The 20,402-nt window shown below is 69.6% G+C and carries 17 protein-coding genes; 11 read left to right on the top strand and 6 right to left on the bottom strand.

The window, feature by feature from the left end; all coding sequences use genetic code 11:
* Positions 1 to 76 precede the first annotated feature (76 nt).
* The gene (locus QZ433_RS03890; protein WP_295780105.1) at positions 77 to 1,111 is read right to left on the bottom strand and encodes a substrate-binding domain-containing protein; all 1,035 of its coding nucleotides are present in this window, start codon (positions 1,109 to 1,111) and stop codon (positions 77 to 79) included.
* 138 nt (positions 1,112 to 1,249) lie between these two features.
* On the opposite strand from QZ433_RS03890, the gene QZ433_RS03885 reads away from it, so the two are divergent.
* Positions 1,250 to 2,416 carry an ROK family protein gene (locus tag QZ433_RS03885; RefSeq protein ID WP_295780104.1) on the top strand — a complete coding sequence of 389 codons (1,167 nt, stop codon included), beginning with the start codon at positions 1,250 to 1,252 and terminating at the stop codon, positions 2,414 to 2,416.
* Between the two features lie 9 nt (positions 2,417 to 2,425).
* Here QZ433_RS03885 and QZ433_RS03880 read toward each other — a convergent pair whose 3' ends face one another.
* The gene (locus tag QZ433_RS03880; RefSeq protein ID WP_295780103.1) at positions 2,426 to 4,156 is read right to left on the bottom strand and encodes a BCCT family transporter; all 1,731 of its coding nucleotides are present in this window, start codon (positions 4,154 to 4,156) and stop codon (positions 2,426 to 2,428) included.
* A gap of 60 nt (positions 4,157 to 4,216) precedes the next feature.
* On the opposite strand from QZ433_RS03880, the gene QZ433_RS03875 reads away from it, so the two are divergent.
* From QZ433_RS03875 to nhaA, 10 genes are all read left to right on the top strand, one after another.
* Positions 4,217 to 5,200, top strand: a complete 984-nt coding sequence (locus QZ433_RS03875) for a phosphoribosylaminoimidazolesuccinocarboxamide synthase (protein WP_295780102.1) — start codon at positions 4,217 to 4,219, stop codon at positions 5,198 to 5,200.
* A gap of 129 nt (positions 5,201 to 5,329) precedes the next feature.
* A complete protein-coding gene (locus tag QZ433_RS03870) occupies positions 5,330 to 6,670 on the top strand; it encodes a solute carrier family 23 protein (protein ID WP_295780101.1) in 1,341 nt (446 codons plus the stop codon).
* 167 nt (positions 6,671 to 6,837) lie between these two features.
* The gene (locus tag QZ433_RS03865) at positions 6,838 to 7,617 is read left to right on the top strand and encodes a hypothetical protein (protein ID WP_295780100.1); all 780 of its coding nucleotides are present in this window, start codon (positions 6,838 to 6,840) and stop codon (positions 7,615 to 7,617) included.
* Positions 7,618 to 7,888: 271 nt separating this feature from the next.
* Positions 7,889 to 8,941 (top strand): LacI family DNA-binding transcriptional regulator, encoded by a 1,053-nt coding sequence (locus QZ433_RS03860; protein ID WP_295780099.1) that lies wholly within the window; start codon positions 7,889 to 7,891, stop codon positions 8,939 to 8,941.
* A gap of 62 nt (positions 8,942 to 9,003) precedes the next feature.
* A complete protein-coding gene (locus QZ433_RS03855; RefSeq protein WP_295780098.1) occupies positions 9,004 to 10,296 on the top strand; it encodes an extracellular solute-binding protein in 1,293 nt (430 codons plus the stop codon).
* Positions 10,297 to 10,359: 63 nt separating this feature from the next.
* Positions 10,360 to 11,301: a sugar ABC transporter permease gene (locus QZ433_RS03850; RefSeq protein ID WP_295780097.1), complete on the top strand. Its 942-nt coding sequence runs from the start codon at positions 10,360 to 10,362 to the stop codon at positions 11,299 to 11,301.
* Between the two features lies 1 nt (position 11,302).
* Positions 11,303 to 12,256, top strand: a complete 954-nt coding sequence (locus QZ433_RS03845) for a carbohydrate ABC transporter permease (protein WP_108319877.1) — start codon at positions 11,303 to 11,305, stop codon at positions 12,254 to 12,256.
* Complete coding sequence (locus tag QZ433_RS03840; protein ID WP_295780096.1) at positions 12,253 to 13,191, top strand: carbohydrate kinase; 939 nt, start codon at positions 12,253 to 12,255, stop codon at positions 13,189 to 13,191. Before QZ433_RS03845 ends, QZ433_RS03840 begins: the two co-directional genes overlap by 4 nt.
* Before the next feature lies 1 nt (position 13,192).
* The gene (locus QZ433_RS03835; protein ID WP_295780095.1) at positions 13,193 to 14,164 is read left to right on the top strand and encodes a glycoside hydrolase family 68 protein; all 972 of its coding nucleotides are present in this window, start codon (positions 13,193 to 13,195) and stop codon (positions 14,162 to 14,164) included.
* A 139-nt stretch (positions 14,165 to 14,303) separates the two neighbouring features.
* Entirely contained in the window at positions 14,304 to 15,635 is a 1,332-nt protein-coding gene (gene nhaA, locus QZ433_RS03830) for a Na+/H+ antiporter NhaA (RefSeq protein ID WP_295780094.1), read from the top strand.
* Positions 15,636 to 15,752: 117 nt separating this feature from the next.
* Here nhaA and QZ433_RS03825 read toward each other — a convergent pair whose 3' ends face one another.
* The 4 genes from QZ433_RS03825 to QZ433_RS03810 are packed head-to-tail and all read right to left on the bottom strand — an operon-like array spanning position 15,753 to position 20,270.
* Complete coding sequence (locus QZ433_RS03825) at positions 15,753 to 16,766, bottom strand: LacI family DNA-binding transcriptional regulator (RefSeq protein WP_295780093.1); 1,014 nt, start codon at positions 16,764 to 16,766, stop codon at positions 15,753 to 15,755.
* 29 nt (positions 16,767 to 16,795) lie between these two features.
* Positions 16,796 to 18,250: a family 1 glycosylhydrolase gene (locus QZ433_RS03820; RefSeq protein WP_295780092.1), complete on the bottom strand. Its 1,455-nt coding sequence runs from the start codon at positions 18,248 to 18,250 to the stop codon at positions 16,796 to 16,798.
* A 29-nt stretch (positions 18,251 to 18,279) separates the two neighbouring features.
* Positions 18,280 to 19,185, bottom strand: coding sequence for a carbohydrate ABC transporter permease (locus QZ433_RS03815; RefSeq protein WP_295780091.1), 906 nt, complete (start codon positions 19,183 to 19,185; stop codon positions 18,280 to 18,282).
* Positions 19,182 to 20,270 carry a sugar ABC transporter permease gene (locus QZ433_RS03810; RefSeq protein WP_295780090.1) on the bottom strand — a complete coding sequence of 363 codons (1,089 nt, stop codon included), beginning with the start codon at positions 20,268 to 20,270 and terminating at the stop codon, positions 19,182 to 19,184. Before QZ433_RS03810 ends, QZ433_RS03815 begins: the two co-directional genes overlap by 4 nt.
* Between the last annotated feature and the right edge of the window lie 132 nt (positions 20,271 to 20,402).

The following is a 20,402-nucleotide window of genomic DNA, read 5'->3' as shown; positions in this document are numbered from 1 at the left end:
GACGGAGCGGACTTTCTCGAAGAAGGGGAGGGGGAGCCGGGGCGGAGCGCACTCCGCCCCGGCGTGCCGGCCGGTGTCAGCCGAGCAGGTCGGCGAGGGGGTTGGTGAACTCCTCGAACGGCTGCGGGAACTTCGCGATGGCGTCGGAGGCGTTCTTCTCGGTGACGAGGGCGGTCGGGGACTCGACGTTGGAGGGGAGCGTGCCGCCCTTGACGGCGACCTCGCACGCCTGCACGCCCAGCTGACCGATTGCGAAGGGGTACTGCGCGACGGTCGCGGACAGGCCGCCCGCGGCGACCGACTCGAGGGCATCCTTGTTGCCGTCGACGCTGACGACGACGATCTGGCCCGTCTTGCCCGCGTTCTCGACGGCCTTGACGATGCCGAGGCCCATGTCGTCGTTGGCCGCGAAGAATGCCGCGATGTCGGGGTTGGCGGCGATGATGTCGGTGGCCTTGGTCAGGGCGAGCTCGCGCTTCCAGTCGGCGGCTTCCTCCTGGACGACCTGGAGGCCGCTCGCCGCGGCCTTGAAGCCGTCGATGCGCGCCGCGCTCGTGATGTTGCCCGCGACGCCGCCGATGATGGCGACCTTGGCGCCCGCGGCGACCTTGCCCGCGACGAATTCGCCGGCCTTGCCGCCGGCCGCCTCGTTGTCGGTGCCGATGTAGGTGGCGGGGGTGACGCCGGCGGCGGAGGCGGCGTCGGCGTCGAGGGGCTGGTCGATGTTGACGACCGGGGTGCCCTTCGCGGCGATCGGCGCGAGCGCCTGGACGAGGTTCGTGCCGCTGATGGGGTTGATGATGAAGCAGCCCATGTCCTGGCCGGCGAGGGTCGTCAGCTTGTCGGCCTGGCCGGTGGTGTCCGCGGTGTCGGCGGCCGCCTGCACCGAGACGTCCACGCCGTCGGTGGAGGCGGTGTCGGTGATGCCGTCCTGCATCGCCTGGAAGAACGGGTTGTCGAGTCCCTTGATCACGGCGGCGATCGACGACGAGCCGGAGCCGCCGGCCGTGGAGGCGGCGGGGGACGAACATCCCGCGAGCGAGATCGCGAGGGCCGCAGCGGGCGCGGCCAGCAAGATGAGGCGGCGCTTCTGAGCGTTGGTGCGGAACATCTCTGTCCTTCGAGTTGGGGGCACCACTGCGTGCCGGTAACGTCAATGTAGCGCCCCTTTCGGTTACTGACAACACAAAAGATGGTGATCTTTGAGGTTTCGGTTACGATGTGATCACGCTGACGAGGAGGTGACGCGATGACGGAGCTGGGATCGCACGAGAGCGACGTACTCGGACTCTTCCGCGAGCACGGGTCGCTCAGCCGCACCGACGTCATCACGCTGTCCGGGCTGTCGCGATCGACCATCAACCACCGCCTCGCCGCGCTCACGGTCGCGGGGCTGCTGCAACCCCTCGAGGGGGGAGAGTCCACCGGCGGACGCCCCTCGAGTCGGTTCGCCTTCCGCGCCGACCGCGCCGTGATCCTGTGCGCCGACATCGGCGCGACCGGCTTCACCGCCGCGGCCTGCGACCTGAGCGGAACCCCCCTCGCGCAGACCGAGGTCGCCATCGACGTCTGGGAGGGCCCGGAGCCCGTCCTCGGCGCCATCCTCGAGGCCTTCCGATCACTCCGCCCCGACGCCGACGTCTGGGCCATCGCCATCGGCGTCCCCGGGCCGGTCGAGTTCGCCGCGCACCGCGTCGTGAACCCCCCGATCATGACCGGGTGGGACCGCTTCGACATTGCGGGGTGGTTCGCCCCGGCCTACGCCGCGCCCGTGATCGTCGAGAACGACGCCAACGCCCGCGCGGTCGCCGAGTCCCGGCATCATCGCCTCGACAACGTCATCGCCCTCAAGCTCGGAACAGGCATTGGCGCCGGGCTGGTCTTCAACGGCCAGATCATCCGCGGCGACAAGGGCGCGGCCGGCGACATCGGCCACACCCGCGCGGTGATCGTGGAGTCACCCGCGCGCGAGTGCCGCTGCGGCAGCTTCGACTGCGTGGAGGCCTACGCCGGCGGATGGGCGATCGAACGCGAACTCGACCAGGCGGGGCTGTCGGTCCACGGCGTCCGCGACATCGTCGAGCTGGTGCAGAGGGGCGACATCGACGCCGTGCGCCGGGTCCGCGGCGCCGGACGCGTGATCGGCGATGCGATCGCCGACCTCGTCAGCATCCTCAACCCGCGCGCCATCGCCCTGTCGGGCCAGCTCGCCGAGTGCGACGAGGTGCTGATGTCCGGCATCCGGGAACGCGTCTATCAGCGCGCGACGCCGCTCGTCACGCGCGACCTGGTGATCGCGCGTTCCGACCTGGGCGCCCTGGCCGGGGTCATCGGACTGGCGCTCATCTCGAGCGACGCGATCCTGCGACCGGCCTCGCTCGACGAGATCCTCAAGCGCGCGACCGCCCCCGTCTGACCCCGCCCCTCAGCCCTTCTCGGGCGCGGAGGCGACCGTCGACTCCTCCGGTGCCGCCGGCACCGACCGCCGCTGGCGCCACCGCGCCGGCAGGCCGAAGATGCCGCGCTGGTTCGCCTCCTCGACCTCGAGCCCGTAGTGCTCGCCGATCGAGTCCCGCAGCTGCGCGCGCTCAGCCTTGTCGTACGCCTTCATCTCGCGGCGGAACGCGGTGACGGTCGCCCAGCAGATCGCCAGCAGCACCACGCTGAAGGGCAGGGCGATGCTGATCGCCGCGGTCTGCAGGGCCGTGAGCCCACCCGCGATGAGCAGAGCGAAAGCGATGATGGCGGTGGCCAGGGCGAAGAAGACACGCACCCAGTTCTTCGGCTCCTCTTCGCCGCCGGTCGCGATCATGCTCATCACGAGAGCCCCGGAATCCGCGGAGGTGATGAAGAACACCGCGATCAGGATGAGGAAGCCCACGATCATCACGGCTGAGCCGGGCACCCCCTCGAGCATCTGGAACAGCGCCGTCGACACGTCGACCGAACCATCGGGACCGGCCAGCGATGCCGTCCCGGTCAACTCCCCGTAGATCGCGGTGCCGCCGAGGACGGTGAACCACAGGATGCCGACGAGCGTGGGGACCAGGATCACGCCGACGACGAACTCCCGCACCGTCCGACCGCGCGAGATGCGGGCGATGAAGATGCCGACGAAGGGCGCCCACGAGATCCACCAGCCCCAGTAGAACGCCGTCCAGGCACCCTGCCAGGCCACACCGTCGTCGCCCGCGTAGGCGCTGACCGTGAACGACAGTCCGACGAAGCTCTGGATGTAGTTGCCGATCGATTGGACGACGTCGCGCAGCAGGAACTCGGTGGGCCCGACGAAGAGCAGGAACAGCATGAGCAGTGCCGCGAGTACCAGGTTGATGTTCGACAGCCACTTCATGCCCTTGCCCACGCCCGAGAGCAGCGAGAACAGGACGAAGCCCGTGATGATGCCGATGATGATCGCCTGGCTGATGATCGACGGCGGCACGACGCCGAGGAAATCGAGTCCGGCGCTGATCTGGATGACACCCAGCCCGAGCGAGGTCGCCACGCCGAAGAGCGTGCCCACGAGAGCCGCCACGTCGACGGCGTTGCCCCAGCCGCCCTGGACGAGACGGGCGCCGAGGATCGGCTCGAGCGCCCAGCGGATCGTGCGCGGGCGCTTGCGACGGTGGAAGGCGTAGGCGAGGGCGAGACCCAGCACGACGTAGATGGACCACGCGTGCACGCCCCAGTGCAGGAACGTCTGCGACATCGCCTGCTGCGCGAGCTCGGCGGGAGTGCCGGTCACCCCGGGCCGCGGGGAGACGAAGTGGCTGAGCGGTTCGCTCACCCCGTAGAAGACCAGGCCGATACCCATTCCCGCGGCGAACAGCAGCGAGAACCACGAGATGGTCGAGAACTCCGGCTCGTCGTCGTCCTGACCGAGCTTGATATTGCCGAAACGGCTGAAGCCCATCGCCAGGGCGAACACGACGAAGAACGCCGCGATCAGCACGTAGTACCAGTTGAAGGTCGACACGATCGTCGTCTGCACCGCGTCGAACGCGGCCTCGGCCGCCGCGGGGAAGAACAGCGCGAACGCGATGAACGCCAGCGCGATGGCGGCGGCGGGCCAGAAGACCCAGCCGCGGATGGTCTGATGGCGGCTCCCCGCGTGGGGATCGATGGATGCCGCGGTGTCGGGGGCTGCCTCGGTCATACCTTTCAGGCTAGCCAGGGGTCTGCGCACGCCCCGGGGGCAGGCGCCGCGAAGGCGGCTATGGAACAATCCGCGCCCGCACCGCCCGCGGGGACCCGCGATAATGAGCGGGTGACCTCCGCTCCCCCGCTCGAGCTCCCCGGTTGGCGACACGTCTATTCCGGCAAGGTTCGCGACCTCTACGTGCCCGCCGACACCGCCGACGACGCGGCCCCCGCGCGACTGCTCGTGGTGGCCAGCGACCGCGTCAGCGCCTTCGATCAGGTGCTGAGCCCCGGCATCCCGGACAAAGGCGAACTGCTGACCACGCTGAGCCTGTGGTGGTTCGATCAGCTCGCGGGGGCCGACGGCGGTCCGGGCATCCCCCACCACCTCGCACCCGACCACGTGCTGGCCTCCGACGACGCGATCTCGGTGATCCCGGATGCCGTGCAGGGGCGGGCGATGCTCGTGCGCTCGCTCGACATGCAGCCGATCGAGTGCGTCGTACGCGGCTACCTGACCGGTTCGGGCTGGGCCGAGTACCGCGCGTCGGGCACGGTGTGCGGCATCCCGCTCCCCGAGGGGCTCTCGGACGGCGACCGCCTCCCCGAACCCCTCTACACCCCGGCGTTCAAGGCGCCGATGGGCGAGCACGACGAGAACATCACCTTCGAACGGTCGGTCGAGTTGGTCGGGGCCGGGACGGCGACCGCGCTGCGCGACCTCTCGCTCGAGATCTACCGCCGCGCCGCCGCCACCGCCGAGGCGCACGGCCTGATCCTCGCCGACACCAAGTTCGAGTTCGGCTTCGACGCCGAGGGCGTGCTGACCCTGGCCGACGAGGTGCTCACCTCGGACTCGTCCCGATACTGGGATGCCGAGTCCTGGCGCACCGGCACGACCCCGGCCGAGCGCATGGCGAGCTTCGACAAGCAGATCGTCCGCGATTGGCTCGCGGCGAACTGGGACAAGCAGGGCGAGCCCCCCACCCTGCCCGACGAGATCGTCGAGCGCACGCGCGAGCGCTACGCGACCCTGCTGCGCCTGCTGACGGCGTCCTGACCCCGCCGTCGCTCGACCGTCAGGCCGCGAAACCGCACCCGCTCGCCGAAGACGCACGTTTCTGACGCCGAGGGCCTGCGCTCTCGGCAGACGCGTGCGGTCTCGGCATCCATCACCCCGAGGAGACATATGTTCCGCTGGAAGCTGCACGGCGATGGGCGCACCGTCGCACCGGGGGCGGTCGTCGCCCCGGGCGAACGACTCAACTGGGGCGCCACCATCGCGATCGGCCTGCAGCACGTGATCGCGATGTTCGGCGCGACGTTCCTGGTGCCGGTGCTCACCGGGTTCCCGGTGTCGACGACGCTGCTGTTCTCGGGCGTGGGCACGCTGCTCTTCCTGCTCGTGACGCGCAACCGCCTGCCCAGCTACCTCGGGTCGTCGTTCGCGTTCATCGCCCCGATCACCGCTGCGACGACCATGGACGCCACCGGCGGCTCGGCCCTCGCGGGCATCGTCGCCGTGGGCGTGCTGCTCATGGCGATCGGCTTCGTCGTGCAGTTCGCCGGACTCGGCTGGGTCGACCGAGTCATGCCTCCCGTGGTCGCGGGCGCGATCGTCGCACTGATCGGCTTCAACCTCGCACCGGTCGCGTGGTCGAACTTCCAGGTGCAGCCGCTGCCGGGAACGATCACGCTCGTCGCCGTCATCCTGTTCAGCGTCCTGTTCCGCGGCTTCCTGGGGCGCATCTCGATCTTCCTCGGCGTCATCGTCGGGTACGTCGCGACGGTGCTGATCCAGGTCGCCACGGGCGAGACGCTGATCGACTTCGCCGCCGTCGAGGCGGCACCGTGGGTCGGCCTGCCCGAGTTCCGCTTCCCGGACTTCGCGTCGGCCGGCACGTGGTCGGTCATCGCGATGTTCCTTCCCGTCGTCCTGGTGCTCGTGGCCGAGAACGTCGGGCACGTGCGCGGTGTGGCGGCGATGACGGATGCCACGGCCAACCGCTCCACCGGCCGCGCCCTCATCGCCGACGGCGCCGCCACGACGCTCGCCGGAGCGTTCGGCGGCTCGGGCACGACCACCTACGGCGAGAACATCGGCGTCATGTCCGCGACCCGCGTGTACTCCACGGCGGTGTACTGGGTCGCCGGTCTGACCGCGATCGTGCTGAGCCTGTCGCCCAAGGTCGGCGCGGTGTTCAACACGATCCCGCCGGGGGTGCTCGGCGGTGTCACCACCGCGCTGTACGGTCTGATCGGCATCATCGGCATCAAGATCTGGGTCGACAACCGCGTCGACTTCTCGCGCCCGGTCAACCAGTACACGGGAGCCGTGGCCCTGGTCCTCGCGATCGCCGGGTTCACGATGCAGTGGGGAGACTTCCAGCTCGGCGCGATCGTGCTCGGATCGGTCGCCGCCCTGGTGATCTACCACCTGGGCAACGCGATCGCCCGCGCCCGCAGGACCGGTGCGGACGACGGCGGCCCCATCCCGGCGGTGGGTCCGCTCGGCGGCGATCCCGCCTGACGGCCGGGCGGCCGTCGGGCGGCGCCGCGCGGCGCCGCGCGGTGCCGCGCGCCGAACCCGCATCCGTTCGCCGAGACCGCACGTCGTTGACGACGAACGCGTGCGGTCTCGTCGCGCACATGCGGTTTCGGCTCCGAGCGACCTCACTCGGCCGATACGCTCGCGTCGTGTCCCTCTTGTCGCGCTGGCGTTCACGACGGGATGCGCGGCGTTCCAGACGCGCGCGATTCCGGTTCCTGCCCATGACGACGTGCGGTGACTGCGGACATCCCTTCCTCGAGCACGGTGCAGATGCGGATCACGACACCAGTGATCGCACCTGTTCGGAATGCATGTACGAGATCGATCACGGGTTCAGCACAGAGCCACCGTGCCGCCGACCCATCCCGGCCGATGTGCTGCGCGGGGCGAACGCGGCCGCTGCCATGCCGCCGAGGAGCAGGAAAGACGATGGTGGAGTGCACGTCACCGTCGCGAGCCTGGGTGTCCCCGCACCGTCCACCCTCCGCGAGGCGACGGCGGCCATGCAGTGGGGGGTCGTCGCTCCCCGCGACGTCATCGCGCTGGCGGCTGATCTCATAGCCGCCGGCACGGTCACCGAGTCGCTCGCGGCTCTTGCCTCGCTGTACCCGGACGCCACCGCTCCGGACGTTTTCTCCCTCAGTTCTCGGGCGCTCGTCGAGGCGGGCGGGCGGCCGCTGGACCGCGACGGCGAGGAGGTGTCGATCCTCGCGCTTCGCGTTGCCTGCAAAGGGTACCTGGCCGGGCAACTCCGGCTTCGCGTCTTCTTCTCGTGGGTGCACGAGCGTGTCAGCCACGACGGACCCGACGCGGCTCAGCCCCTCGTCGAGTTCGACGACGAACTCGATGTGCGAAAGGCCTCGGACCTTCGCAACCGCCCCGATGCAGCGCGCCTGGTGGCGGGCTTCCTGACCGCCACGCAGTAGCAGCCACGAAGCCGCGTGCGTTCGTCCACCTCACGCGATGTCGTGGCGGGGGGAGTCCGGACGCAGGTTGCCGCGACCCACCCGAACGACCCGCCCCCACGCGGACGCGCATGGCGTCGACACGCACGGCGCGACAGCCGCGCCTCGACGGCGAGCGTCGTGATCCGACCGTTACTTGACACCGCGGCATCCCAGACCTCACACTGATCTCGGTCGCTGATAAATCGGTTTATCAGCAAGATAAATCGATTATCCAACGGAGGGTGGAGCGATGACTCGAGTGCGTCTCGCCGACGTCGCGAAAGCGGCGGGCGTCTCTCCCGCGACCGTCTCGCTCGTCCTCAACGGCGCCGAGTCCCGCATCTCGGACGAGACCAAAGAGCGCGTGCGCCGGGTTGCCGACGAGGTCGGCTACTCGCCCAACCCGATCGCCCGGAGCCTGCGCACCCGTGTGACCGGCACGATCGGCCTCGTATCGGATCGCATCGCCACGACCCCCTTCGCCGGCCGGATGCTCGCCGGGGCTCAAGAGGTGGCGCGCGAGCACGAGCGTCTCGTCATCCTCGTCGACACCGACGGCCACCCCGAGATCGAGTCCGACGCGATCTCGACCCTCGTCAACCACCGCGTCGACGGCATGGTCTACGCCTCGATGTACCACCGGGTGCTGCCCGCCCCCGCGGGGCTCCCGGCCGGAACGGTCTTCCTCGACTGCCGCCCGGACGGCGGCGGCTACCCCGCTGTCGTGCCCGATGACTACGCCGGGGGCCGCGCCGCCGCGCAGGAACTCCTCGACGCCGGCCACCGGCGCATCGCCTACATCGACGACGGCGACGACGACCGCCCCATCGCCGCCCAGCTGCGCCTGCAGGGGTACATCGACGTCCTGAGCGAGGCGGGCATCACCCCCGATCCCGCTCTGCACGTCTACGCCCCGACGTCGGCAGCCGGCGGCCAGCGCGCCGTCACCGAGCTGTTCGCCCTGCCGGGCGAGCAGCGCCCCACGGGCATCTTCGCCTTCAACGACCGCATCGCGGCCGGCGTCGTCATGTGGGCGCACCGTCACGGCATCCGCATTCCCGAAGACCTGTCGATCGTCGGCTACGACGACCAGCAGCTGGTCGCGGCCGAGCTCGATCCCCCGCTGACCACCGTCTCGCTCCCCCACGCGGCCATGGGCCGCTGGGCCATGGAGGTCGCCCTCGGCCTCCGCGAGGCGGACACGATCTCCCCCCACCTCATGGACTGCCCGATCGTTCGTCGGGCTTCCGTCGGCCCTCCCGCGCACCTCGGCAGCGCGCGGGAACCCCGGGCCGCGGACTGACGCCACCTCGGCGTCCCCTCACGATGGCGACAGCGATGTCGTCGTACACCGAAAGGAACACGATGAAGAAGTCCTTCATCCCGCTCGCCGCGATGGGCGTCGCTGCCGCGCTGGTCATGACCGGCTGCGGTCAGGCCGGCCAGGGCAGCACGACGACCGAAGACGGTCGCACCGTCCTGACCATGTGGACCCACTCGGCCGGAAACCCCGCCGAGCTCGCCGTCTACGAGAAGATCATCAGCGACTTCAACGCCTCGCAGGACACCTACGAGGTCAAGACCGAGTCGTTCCCGCAGGGCGCGTACAACGACGCGATCGTCGCCGCAGCGGCATCCGGAGACCTGCCCTGCCTGCTAGACCTGGACGGGCCCATCATGCCCAACTGGGCGTGGGCCAACTACCTGCAGCCGCTGAACATCTCCAGCGACATCACCGACAAGCTGCTCCCGACCGCGGTCGGGAAGTACAACGGCGAGATCTACTCCGCCGGGTACTGGGACGCGGCCCTCGGCATCTTCGCGCGCAAGTCGGTGCTGGATGCCAACGGCATCCGCATCCCGAGCATCGACCAGCCGTGGAGCGAGTCGGAGTTCGACCAGGCGCTGGCGACCCTCAAGGCCGCGGGCTACGACACCCCCATCGACATCGGCGCCGAGGACAAGGGCGAGTGGTGGCCGTACGCCTACTCGCCGTTCCTGCAGAGCTTCGGCGGCGACCTGATCGACCGCTCGACGATGCTGTCGGCCGACGGCACCCTGAACGGACCGGATGCCGTGAAGTGGGGCACCTGGTTCCAGGACCTGTTCAAGAAGGGGTACGCCAACAGCGGCGGCACCGTGGGCAACCAGGAGTTCGTCGACGGCAAGGTGGCCCTGAGCTACACCGGCGTCTGGAACGGCCTGGCCGCGGTGGATGCGGTCGGTGACGACCTGCTGATCCTGCCCCCGCCGAACCTCGGCAACGGCCCCAAGATCGGTGGCGGTTCGTGGCAGTGGGGCATCTCGTCGTCCTGCGCGGATGCCGACGGCGCCCGCCAGTACCTCGAGTTCAGCTTCGACGACAAGTACATCACCCAGTTCGCCGATGAGCAGCTCGTGATCCCCGCCACCGAGGCGGCCACCGAGGCGTCGAAGTACTTCAACTCCACCGACGGCGCCCTGCGCCCGTTCGCGGAGTTCTCGAAGGAGTACGCCGTGCTGCGCCCCGAGACCCCCGCCTACGCGGTGATCTCGACCACGTTCGAGACGGCGGCCAAGGACATCATGAACGGCGCCGACGTGCAGTCGGCCCTGGATGCCGCGGTCACCGAGATCGACACCAACATCGAGTCCAACGACGGCTACGGCGCGAAGTAACGCCGCGCCCAGCGGTGGGGGTCCGTCCCGGACCCCCACCGCGACCCGCGAAAGAAGAACCTGATGACCGTGTCTCCTCCGGTCGCCGCGGCGAAGCAGCCGCGCCGATCCCTCAGCCGCTTCCGCTCCTCGCGCGGACGCGAGACGTGGGCGGGCCTGGCGATGATGGCTCCCGCCGCCCTCCTGCTCCTGCTCTTCCTCATCGTCCCCGTCCTGCTGGCGTTCACACTGTCGTTCACGAACGCCCGCCTGATCTCGCCGAACCCGCCGCGCTTCGTCGGTCTCGACAACTTCTTCCGCGCGTTCACGGCCGACCCGGTCTTCCTGCAGTCGGCGGTGAACACCTTCCTCTTCGCCCTGGTCGTCGTGCCGGTCCAGGCCGGCCTGGGCCTGTTCCTCGCGGTGCTGGTCAACCAGCGCCTGCGCGGCACGACCTTCTTCAGGGTGGTCTTCTTCATCCCCGTGGTCACCTCGATCGTCGTGGTGTCGATCCTCTGGCGCTTCATGTACCAGAGCGACGGGCTGATCAACTCGATGATCGACGCCGTCACCTTCGGGGCGCTCAAGGGCGCCGACTGGCTGAACGACCCGAGCACGGCGCTCGGGGCCATTATCGTTCTGTCGATCTGGCAGGCCGTCGGCTTCCACATGATCATCTGGCTCGCGGGGCTGCAGACCATTCCCGAGGAGCTCTACGAGGCGGCGCGGATGGACGGCGCGAGCCGCTGGCGTCAGTTCACCAACGTCACCTGGCCGGGCCTGCGTCCGACCATGGTGTTCGTCCTCGTCACGATCACGATCGCCGCTCTCGGCCTCTTCGTCCAGGTCGACGTGATGACGCAGGGCGGTCCCCTCAACTCGACGTCGACCGTCGTGTTCCACGCGGTGCGCAAGGGCTACGAGCAGCAGGAGATCGGCTACGCCGCTGCGATCTCGCTCCTGTTCTTCGTGGCCGTACTGATCATCGCGCTCATCCAGCGCTGGTTGACCCGAGAGAAGAACTGACATGACCGGCATCCTCGAGCGCCCCCGGCGCGCCGCGCGCCCCGCGCGTCAGACCCCGCCCGCTCGGCAGCGCACCCGCTCGTCCGAGGGACGACGGGGCCGCATCCTCACCTATGTGGCGATGTCGATCCTGGCGGTGTTCTTCCTCTTCCCGCTGGTGTTCATGTTCGTGTCGAGCCTCAAGCCCGACGCCCAGATCCTGCGCGACATCAACTCGCCCGCGGCGTTCCTGCCCACCGGCGACATCAGCCTCGACAACTACTTCGGCGTATTCGATCGGGTTCCCGTCGGGCAGTTCCTGTTCAACTCGATCCTGGTGACGGTGCTCACCGTGGGGCTCGGGTTGATCGTCAACTCGCTCGCCGGGTTCGCCCTGTCGCGCCTGCGGTGGAAGGGCCGCGTCGTCGTGCTCGCGCTGATCATCGCGACGCTCATCGTCCCGTTCGAGACGATCGCGGTGCCGATGGTCTACTGGGTCAATCAGCTGCCGACCCTCGTGATGGAGGGCGGGGTGCTCAAGTACGACTTCGGCTGGCTGAACACCTACCAGGTGCAGATCGTCCCGTTCATCGCGAACGCGTTCTCGATCTTCCTGTTCGCGCAGTACTTCTCCACGATCCCGCAGTCCCTCGACGAGGCCGCGCGCATCGACGGGGCGAGCTGGTTCACCATCTACCGGCGCATCATCGTGCCCCTGTCGGGGCCGGCGTTCGCCACCGTGGCGATCCTCACCTTCCTGCCGGCGTGGAACCAGTACCTCTGGCCCCTCATGGTCGTGCAGAAAGAGAACCTGCGTCCCGTCATGGTCGGCATGCAGTACTTCTTCCAGCTCAACACCGCCTGGGGTGAGGTCATGGCCTACACCTCGCTCATCACCCTCCCCGTGCTGATCGTGTTCCTGGTCTTCCAGCGCGCGTTCGTCAGCAGCATCGCCGCCTCGGGAGTCAAGGGGTGAGCGCACCGCTCGATGTCGTCGTGCTCGGAGAAGCACTGATCGACATCGTCACCACTTCCGCCGGGGCGGCCGAGCGCCCCGGCGGAAGCCCCGCCAACGTCGCCGTCGCCCTGGGGCGACTCGGACGCACGGCCGCCCTGGTGGCGCGCGTCGGCGACGACGAGCGCGGGCGCGTCCTTGCGGACTGGCTATCGGCATCCGGGGTCGTGCTGCACTCCGCGGGGCGGCCCGATCGCACCGCGACGGCCCGGGCGAGCATCGACGCGCGCGGCGACGCCACATACGTCTTCGACATCGACTGGACCCTGCCGACCCCCGTCGAGGTGCCGTCCGCGCGCATCTTCCACACCGGGTCGGTCGCGTCGACCCTCGCCCCCGGTGCCGACGAGGTGCGCGCCGCCGCTGAGCGAGCGCGTCCGACGACCCTCATCAGCTACGACCCGAACATCCGCCCGGCCCTGACGGGCGGGGTCGCGGACGCCCGGGCCCGGGTCGAGGCCCTCGTCGCCGTGAGCGACGTCGTCAAGGCGAGCGCCGAGGACGTCGCATGGATCGCTCCCGGTGTCGCCCCGGTCGACGTCGCCCGCGGATGGATCGCCCTGGGCGCCGGACTCGCCGTCATCACCGACGGGGATGCCGGCTCCCTCGCCGTCACCGCGCGCGCGAGCGTCGAGATTCCGGCCGTTCCCACTCGCGTGGTCGACACCGTCGGCGCGGGCGACACCTTCATGGGTGCGCTGCTGGACGGCATCCTGAATCTTTCCGGCGACACCGCCGCGCTGCGCGAGAGCGTGCGTTCGGCGGATGCCGAGACCCTCCGCCCCCTGCTCGACCGCGCCGCGGCGGCCGCCGCCGTCACGGTCGGGCGCGAGGGGATGGACCCCCCGACCCGAGACGACCTGCAGCGCGACGCTGCCGTGAAAGAGAGTGCCTGACGTGTTCGACCTCGCCGATTCCTACGTGTGGGATTTCTGGTTCGCCGACGACGGCGACCGCTACCACCTGTTCTTCCTCTACGCCTCGCGCGCGCTGCACGATCCCGAGGACCGCCACTACCGGGCGTCCGTCGGCCACGCCGTCTCGACCGATCTGGTGTCGTGGGAACGTGTCGCCGATGCCCTCGTGCGCGGCGGCGTCGACGACTTCGACGCCCTCGCCACCTGGACGGGTTCGACCGTGCGACGCGCCGACGGCACGTGGTTCCTCTTCTACACGGGGTCGCGTCTCGCCGACGACGGGCGCAACGTGCAGCGCATCGGCTACGCGACCAGCTCCGACCTGTACACGTGGCACAAGAACACGAAGAACCCCGTGCTCGAGGCCGACGGCGAGACGTACGAACGTCTCGCGACGACCGAGTGGCACGACGAGGCCTTCCGCGACCCGTGGGTGTTCCGCGACCCCGCCGGCGACGGCTGGCACATGTACGTCACCGCCCGCGCCACGCACGGCCCGCTCAACGGCCGCGGCGTCGTGGCGCACGCGACCTCGCCCGATCTCGAGACGTGGGAGCTGCAGGCTCCCGTCAGCGCCCCCAGCGAGCAGGGCTTCGGACAGCTCGAGGTGACCCAGGTCGAGCAGGTCGAGGGCCGCGCGGTGCTGCTGTTCTCGTGCATGCCCGCTCAGGCGACGGATGCCGTGCGCGAGCGCCACCCGCGCGGCGCGGTGTGGGCGGTCCCCGCCGACGACGTGCTCGGCCCGTTCGACATCGACGCCGCCGCGCCGATCACGGACGACGATCTGTACGTCGGCCGTCTGATCCAGGATCGCGCCGGTGCGTGGCAGCTGCTCGCCTTCCGCAACGTCGGTCCCGAGGGCACGTTCGTGGGCGGCATCACCGACCCGATGCCGGTCGGCTGGGACGGCGACCGTCTGGTGGTGAAGCAGCCCGCGACTGTGTCGGCCTGATCCGTCCGACCATCGAACGCGCACGCTCGTTGGGGGGCGTGCGCGTTCGGCGTTCACGAGAGCGTGGCGCGATAGAATTGCGGTTGGTGCGTCGGGAAGTCTGGTCGACATTCTGTCGATCGACCCCTGAGGAGGCCTCATGAGCCACGACACCACCCGCGCGCCGAGCTGGCCCGGCTATCGCGAAGTCCACCGCGTCACGACGTTGCTGCGTCGCGAATCCGTCGGCGGCATGCTGCTCGTGGTCGCCGCGATCATCGCGATCATCTGGGCGAACTCCCCCGCGTCCGACGCCTATTTCGCGCTGCGCGACTTCCGCTTCGGGTACGAGCCGTGGCATCTCGAGCTGAGCGTCGGGTCGTGGGCGGCCGACGGCCTGCTCGCCGTCTTCTTCTTCATGGTCGGCCTGGAGCTCAAGCGCGAGATCGTCGTCGGCAGCCTCCGACGTTTCGAGACGGCGATCGTGCCCGTCACCGCGGCCTTCGCCGGCGTGGCCGTCCCCGCCCTCATCTACGTCGCGATCGTGCACACGCAGCCGAGCCTGCTCGCCGGATGGGCGATCCCGACCGCGACCGACATCGCGTTCGCCGTCGCCGTGCTCGCTCTCGTCGGCTCGCACCTGCCGGGGCCTCTGCGCATCTTCCTGCTGACCCTCGCCGTGGTCGACGACCTCATCGCGATCGCGATCATCGCGATCTTCTACACCAGCGACATCTCGCTCGTCCCCCTCGCCGTCTTCGCGCTGCTGGTCGTCGTCTACGGCGTCATCGCCCACCGCGCCCGCGCCTGGTTCACGCGCCACGCGTGGGGCGCGTGGGTCGTGCTGCTGCCGATCGGTTTCGCCGCGTGGGCGTTCCTGCACGCCTCGGGCGTGCACGCCACGATCGCCGGTGTCGCTCTCGCCTTCACGATCCCCGTCGCAGCCTCGAAGCGCCAGCCCGAGCACCACGGCATGGACCTCGCCGAGCAGTTCGAGCACCGCTTCCGCCCGCTCTCGAGCGGGATCGCCGTGCCGATCTTCGCGTTCTTCGCGGCGGGAGTCGCGGTCGGCGGCGGCGAGGGCATCGTGCGCGCGCTCATGGACCCGGTGACCATCGGCGTCGTCGCCGGACTCGTGCTCGGAAAGCCCATCGGCATCCTGCTCGGAGTCCGAGTGCTCACCCTCGTTACGAAGGTGCGGCTCGACCCGGCGCTGAAGTGGATCGACCTCGCCGGAGTCGGCCTGCTCGCGGGCATCGGCTTCACCGTCTCGCTGTTGATCGCCGAGCTGAGCTTCCCCGCGGGCTCACCCCACACCGACGACGCCAAGATCGCGATCATGGCGGCCTCGCTGATGGCATCCGTCCTCGCCGCGTGCGTGCTGCTGGTGCGCAACCGCCGCTACAAGCAGCTCGCCCTCGACGAAGAGGTGGATGCCGACGGCGACGACGTTCCGGACGTGTATCAGCGTCCGCTTCCCGACGCCCGCTGAGCGTCACCGGAACAGGCCGCGGCGCTCAGAACAGGACGATTCCCCGCGAAACAGCCTGTTCCGGTGTCATCCCCTGTTCCCATGACCGATCCCGACGCCGCCGCATGGGCGTGACGCTCAGGCCGAGCCGCGCTCGATGACCTCGGTGGGCAGGATCGTCGCGTGCGCCGCGGGCCGCCCGGCGAGGATGTCGAGCAGAACGGATGCCATGTGCCGGCCCTGCATGAGCGAGGGCTGGCGCACGGTGGTGAGCGCCGGGGTCAATGCCGTCGAGACCGCGGAGTCGTCGAAGCCCATCACGGCGATGTCGCGGCCGGGCTCGACGCCCTTCTCACGCAGAGCCGCGTACGCCCCGCGCGCCATGAGGTCGCTCGCGACGAACACGGCGTCGAGGTCGACCTCGGCCGAGAGGATGCGGTTCATCGCCAGCGCCCCGCCCATCTCGGTGAAGTCGCCGTTCTCGACCACCGCGGGCTCGAGTCCCGCGTCGGCCATCGCGTTGCGGAACCCCTGCAGGCGGTCGATGCCGGCGGGCATGTCCGAGGGGCCCGAGATCGTGCCGATGCGGCGATGGCCGCGCGCGAGCAGGTAGGCGGTGGCGGTACGACCGCCCTCGACGTTGTCGACGTCGACGTAGTAGTCGTCGGCGCGCACGCGGTTGGGGCGCCCGCCGTAGACGACGGGCACCACGTCGGCGACGCGGTCGAGGAAGGTGTCACTGGTGTGGTGCGACGCCACGATCGCCCCGTCGACGCTGCCGCCGCGCAGGTAGCCGAGGGCCTTCGCGCTCGCGTCGTCGCTGGCGATCAGCATGTTCATGATGTAGTCGCTCTCGCCGACCACCTCGCTGATGCCCGCCACGATCGAGGCGAAGAACGGGTCGCCGAAGAAGCGGTCGGTCTGCTCGGGGATCACCAGGGCGATCGCCCGCGTCTGCCGACTCGCGAGGGAGCGCGCCGCGCGGTTGGGGACGTACTGCAGTTCGTCGATCGCGCGGCGCACGGCCTCGAGGGCGGACGGGGAGACGGCGGTGGACCCGTTCACCACGCGCGACACCGTCGAGCGCGAGACACCGGCGCGAGCCGCCACCTCTTCGATGGTGGCGGTACCGCGCGCGGGTGCGAGTTCCATCACTGCCTCCTCCGGCCCGACGCCGGGGCTCAGACCGCGGGTGCGACGGCCAGTGCGCGATCGGCGATGATGCGAGCGTACTGCCGGCCCGAGTCCTTGAGGGTCCGCTCCTGCGTGGCGTAGTCGACGTAGACGATGCCGAAGCGCTTGGCGTACCCCCAGGCCCACTCGAAGTTGTCCATGAGCGACCAGTAGAAGTAGCCGCGCACGTCGACGCCGTGGTCGACGGCATCCAGCACCGCGCCCAGGTGCGCTTCGACGAACTCCACGCGGTCCGTGTCGTGGACGCGGGTCTCGCCGTCCTCGACGACGACCTCGTCGTCGTACGAGGCACCGTTCTCGGTGACGTACAGCGCCACTCCCGCCTCGGCCGAGTACTCCTCGCTGACCCGACGGAGCAGGCGCGTGAGCCCCTCGGGCTGCACCTCCCAGCCCATGTTGGTGCGCGAGAGCCCGCGGTCGTGCCAGTAGAGGTTGTCGTGCGCGGGGAACGGCTTGCCGATCGGACGCGTCGTGGGCGCGTCGCCGGCCGGCGGTTCGACCTCGGGAGCCGTCCCGCCGACGAGCTCGCCGTGGTAGTAGTTCACGCCCAGCGAGTCGATCGGCGTCGAGATGACCTCGAGGTCGCCGGGGCGGACGGCCTCGTGCCAGCGGTCCACGGCCTCGGCGTCGACGGCGCGGAAGTCCTCGACGATGTCGGCCGGGTACGACCCGCGGAACACCGGGTCGAGGAACCACCGGTTGAACTGGCCGTCGATGCGGCGCGCGGCGTCGAGGTCGGCGGGTTCGGCCGGGTCGACGGCATCCGCCACCGTCAGGTTCAGCGTCAGCCCCAGGGTGAGCGAGCTGTCGCGTGCGCGCAGCTCGCGCACGGCCTGACCGTGGCCGAGCAGCAGGTGGTGCGCCGCGAGCATGCCCTCGGCCTGCGAGTAGTGCCCCGGGGCGTGGGCGCCCGCCGTGTAGCTGAGGAACGACGAGCACCACGGCTCGTTGAGCGTCGTCCAGACGTTCACGCGGTCGCCGAGGGCGTCGTGCATGTCGAGCGCGTACTCGGTGAAGAGGTCGCTCGTCTCGCGCACGGTCCACCCGCCGCGATCCTGCAGCGCCTGCGGCAGGTCCCAGTGGTACAGCGTCAGCCACGGCAGGATGCCGGCATCCAGCAGCTCGTCGACGAGACGCTTGTAGAAGTCCACGCCCTTCGCGTTGAGCGCGCCGCCGTCGGGGCGCACGCGCGACCACGACGTCGAGAAGCGGTACGTCTGCAAGCCGAGCTGCTTCATCAGCTGCACGTCGCCCGCGTAGCGGTGGTAGTGGTCGCAGGCCACGTCGCCGTTGTCGGCGTTGATGACGGCGTCGGGCACGCGGCTGAACGCGTCCCAGATCGAGGCGGTGCGACCGTCCTCGAAGGCGGCGCCCTCGATCTGATAAGCCGCGGTCGCGGCACCGAAGAGGAAGCCGTCGGGGAACGAACGGGTGGTGGACATGGATCGGGTTCCTTCCGTGGGCGCGAGGGTCATCCCTTGACCGCCCCTTGCATGATGCCACTGACCAACTGCTTGCCCGCGAAGACGAACAGCAGCAGCAGCGGGATCGTCGACAGCAGCACGCCCGCGAGGACGATCGAGTAGTCGACGAAGTAGTTGGACTGCAGCAGCGATAGTGCCACCGGCAGCGTCGGATTCTGACGGTCGAGCACGATGAACGGCCAGAAGAAGTTGTTCCACGCGCTGACGAAGGTGAACAGGCCCAGCATCGCCGCGGCGGGTCGCGCGGCGGGCACCGCCACCGTGAGGAAGGTGCGGAACGAGCTGGCACCGTCGACGCGCGCCGCCTCGATCAGTTCGTCGGGAACCGACTGGCGCAGGTACTGCGTCATCCAGAACACCCCGAACGCGCTGGTGAGCGCGGGGATGATGATCGCGCCGAGTTGACCGGTCCACCCCAGCTCGCTGAACAGGATGTACAGCGGCACGACGCCCAGCTGCATCGGCACGGCCATCGTGCCCACGACGAAGACCAGCAGCCACGGACCGCCGCGGAACCGCAGCTTCGCGAACGCCCAGCCCGCGAGGGTGGAGAAGAAGACGACGGATGCCGCGATCAGGCCGGAGCTGATGATCGAGTTGAGCAGCGCGGGCCAGAAGTTGACCGCCGGGTCGCCGATCACGGCGGCGGCGTTGGCGAAGAAGTTGCCGCCGGGGATCCACGAGCGGTTGGCGTCGCGGATCGTGGAGGAGTCGCCCGAGCCGATCAGCAGCGACCAGTAGAAGGGGAACACGCTGGCCAGCAGCACGGCGCCGAGGCTGGCGTACACGATCCAGCCGGGGCGCGATCCGCGCACGGGGCGGGGGCGGCGGCGCGCGGGCGAGGGGGCGGCGCGCTCCACGATCGGGACGGGGGCGGCGTTGACGGCGGTCATCGACCCGTCTCCTCTCCGCGGACGCCGGCAGGCGCGGCATCCGCCATCATTCGTTCCTTCGCGGCGCGCGCCTGCGCACGACGCTCGCGGCGGGTGCGGGGGTCGCGGGTGCCGTCGTCGCGCACGAGCGAGCGCGTGACGACCATGTTGATCGCGCCGATGGCGAGGATGATCAGGAAGAGGATCCACGCGAGGGCGGCGGCGCGGCCGAAGTTCCACTCGCCCCAGCCGACGTTGTAGAGCCAGAGCGTCACCGTCAGCCACTGGTTGTCGGCGCCACCGGTGCCGTACTGGTCGTACATGCGCGGCTCGTCGAAGATCTGCAAGCCGCCGATGGTGGCGGTGATGATGACGAAGATCAGCGTCGGCTTCAGGCTCGGCAGGGTGATCGAGAAGAACTGGCGGATCTTGCCCGCGCCGTCGACGGTGGCCGCCTCGTAGTACTCGCGCGGGATGGCCTGCATGGCGGCGAGCAGGATGAGGGTGTTGTAGCCGGTCCAGCGGAAGTTGACCATCGTGGCGATGGCGATGTGGCTCGCGAACGCGTCGGAGTGCCACGGAACGGCGGGCAGGCCCAGGTTCTGCAGCGTGGTGTTCACGACGCCGTACTGATCGCCGAACATGTTGCTGAAGATCAAGGCCACGGCCACGGGGGCCATGACGTAGGGGATCAGCACGCTCATGCGCCAGAACGTCTTGGCTCGGATGTTCTGGTCGAGCATCGCGGCGATGAAGATCGCGATGATCAGCTGCGGGACGCTGGAGAGCAGGAAGATGCTGAAGGTGTTGCGCAGGGCGATCCAGAACTTGGGCTGCGAGAGCACCCACGCGTACTGGTCGAAGCCGATGAACTCGCCGGAATTGCGGACGAGATCCCAGTCCATGAACGAGATGACGGCCGTGTACGCGATGGGGAACAGCCCCGTGATCGCGAACAGGATGAAGAACGGCGAGATGTAGAGGTAGGGCGAGAGCTTCAGATCCCACGCGCTGCGGCGGCTCCGACCGACGCCGAGACGGCGCGGTTCACGGGCGCGGGCCGCCGGCGCCGCTCCCCCCGTGGGTCTTTCGAGTGTGCTGGTCACGGTCTGTGCTCCGTTTCTGACGCGTGAGGGGTCAGAATCTGTCGCCTGTGCCGGGCAGAGGCGACAGTTCTCGACCCCTCGCGCGCGAAGGGGACGGGCGATGGATGCCAGGGGCGCGCGGCCGCGACCCCT

It is taken from the genome of uncultured Microbacterium sp., assembly GCF_913776565.1.
Lineage (GTDB): Bacteria > Actinomycetota > Actinomycetes > Actinomycetales > Microbacteriaceae > Microbacterium.
The sequence above is the reverse complement of the archived record's forward strand: the minus strand, read 5'-3'. Positions and strand labels throughout refer to the sequence as shown.

Excerpts from the sequence above, each read along its gene's own strand:
- QZ433_RS03890 (WP_295780105.1), bottom strand. The coding sequence starts at position 1,111 with ATGTTCCGCACCAACGCTCAGAAGCGCCGCCTCATCTTGCTGGCCGCG.
- QZ433_RS03885 (WP_295780104.1), top strand. The coding sequence starts at position 1,250 with ATGACGGAGCTGGGATCGCACGAGAGCGACGTACTCGGACTCTTCCGC.
- QZ433_RS03880 (WP_295780103.1), bottom strand. The coding sequence starts at position 4,156 with ATGACCGAGGCAGCCCCCGACACCGCGGCATCCATCGATCCCCACGCG.
- QZ433_RS03875 (WP_295780102.1), top strand. The coding sequence starts at position 4,217 with ATGGAACAATCCGCGCCCGCACCGCCCGCGGGGACCCGCGATAATGAG.
- QZ433_RS03870 (WP_295780101.1), top strand. The coding sequence starts at position 5,330 with ATGTTCCGCTGGAAGCTGCACGGCGATGGGCGCACCGTCGCACCGGGG.
- QZ433_RS03860 (WP_295780099.1), top strand. The coding sequence starts at position 7,889 with ATGACTCGAGTGCGTCTCGCCGACGTCGCGAAAGCGGCGGGCGTCTCT.
- QZ433_RS03855 (WP_295780098.1), top strand. The coding sequence starts at position 9,004 with ATGAAGAAGTCCTTCATCCCGCTCGCCGCGATGGGCGTCGCTGCCGCG.
- QZ433_RS03850 (WP_295780097.1), top strand. The coding sequence starts at position 10,360 with ATGACCGTGTCTCCTCCGGTCGCCGCGGCGAAGCAGCCGCGCCGATCC.
- QZ433_RS03845 (WP_108319877.1), top strand. The coding sequence starts at position 11,303 with ATGACCGGCATCCTCGAGCGCCCCCGGCGCGCCGCGCGCCCCGCGCGT.
- nhaA (WP_295780094.1), top strand. The coding sequence starts at position 14,304 with ATGAGCCACGACACCACCCGCGCGCCGAGCTGGCCCGGCTATCGCGAA.
- QZ433_RS03825 (WP_295780093.1), bottom strand. The coding sequence starts at position 16,766 with ATGGAACTCGCACCCGCGCGCGGTACCGCCACCATCGAAGAGGTGGCG.
- QZ433_RS03820 (WP_295780092.1), bottom strand. The coding sequence starts at position 18,250 with ATGTCCACCACCCGTTCGTTCCCCGACGGCTTCCTCTTCGGTGCCGCG.
- QZ433_RS03815 (WP_295780091.1), bottom strand. The coding sequence starts at position 19,185 with ATGACCGCCGTCAACGCCGCCCCCGTCCCGATCGTGGAGCGCGCCGCC.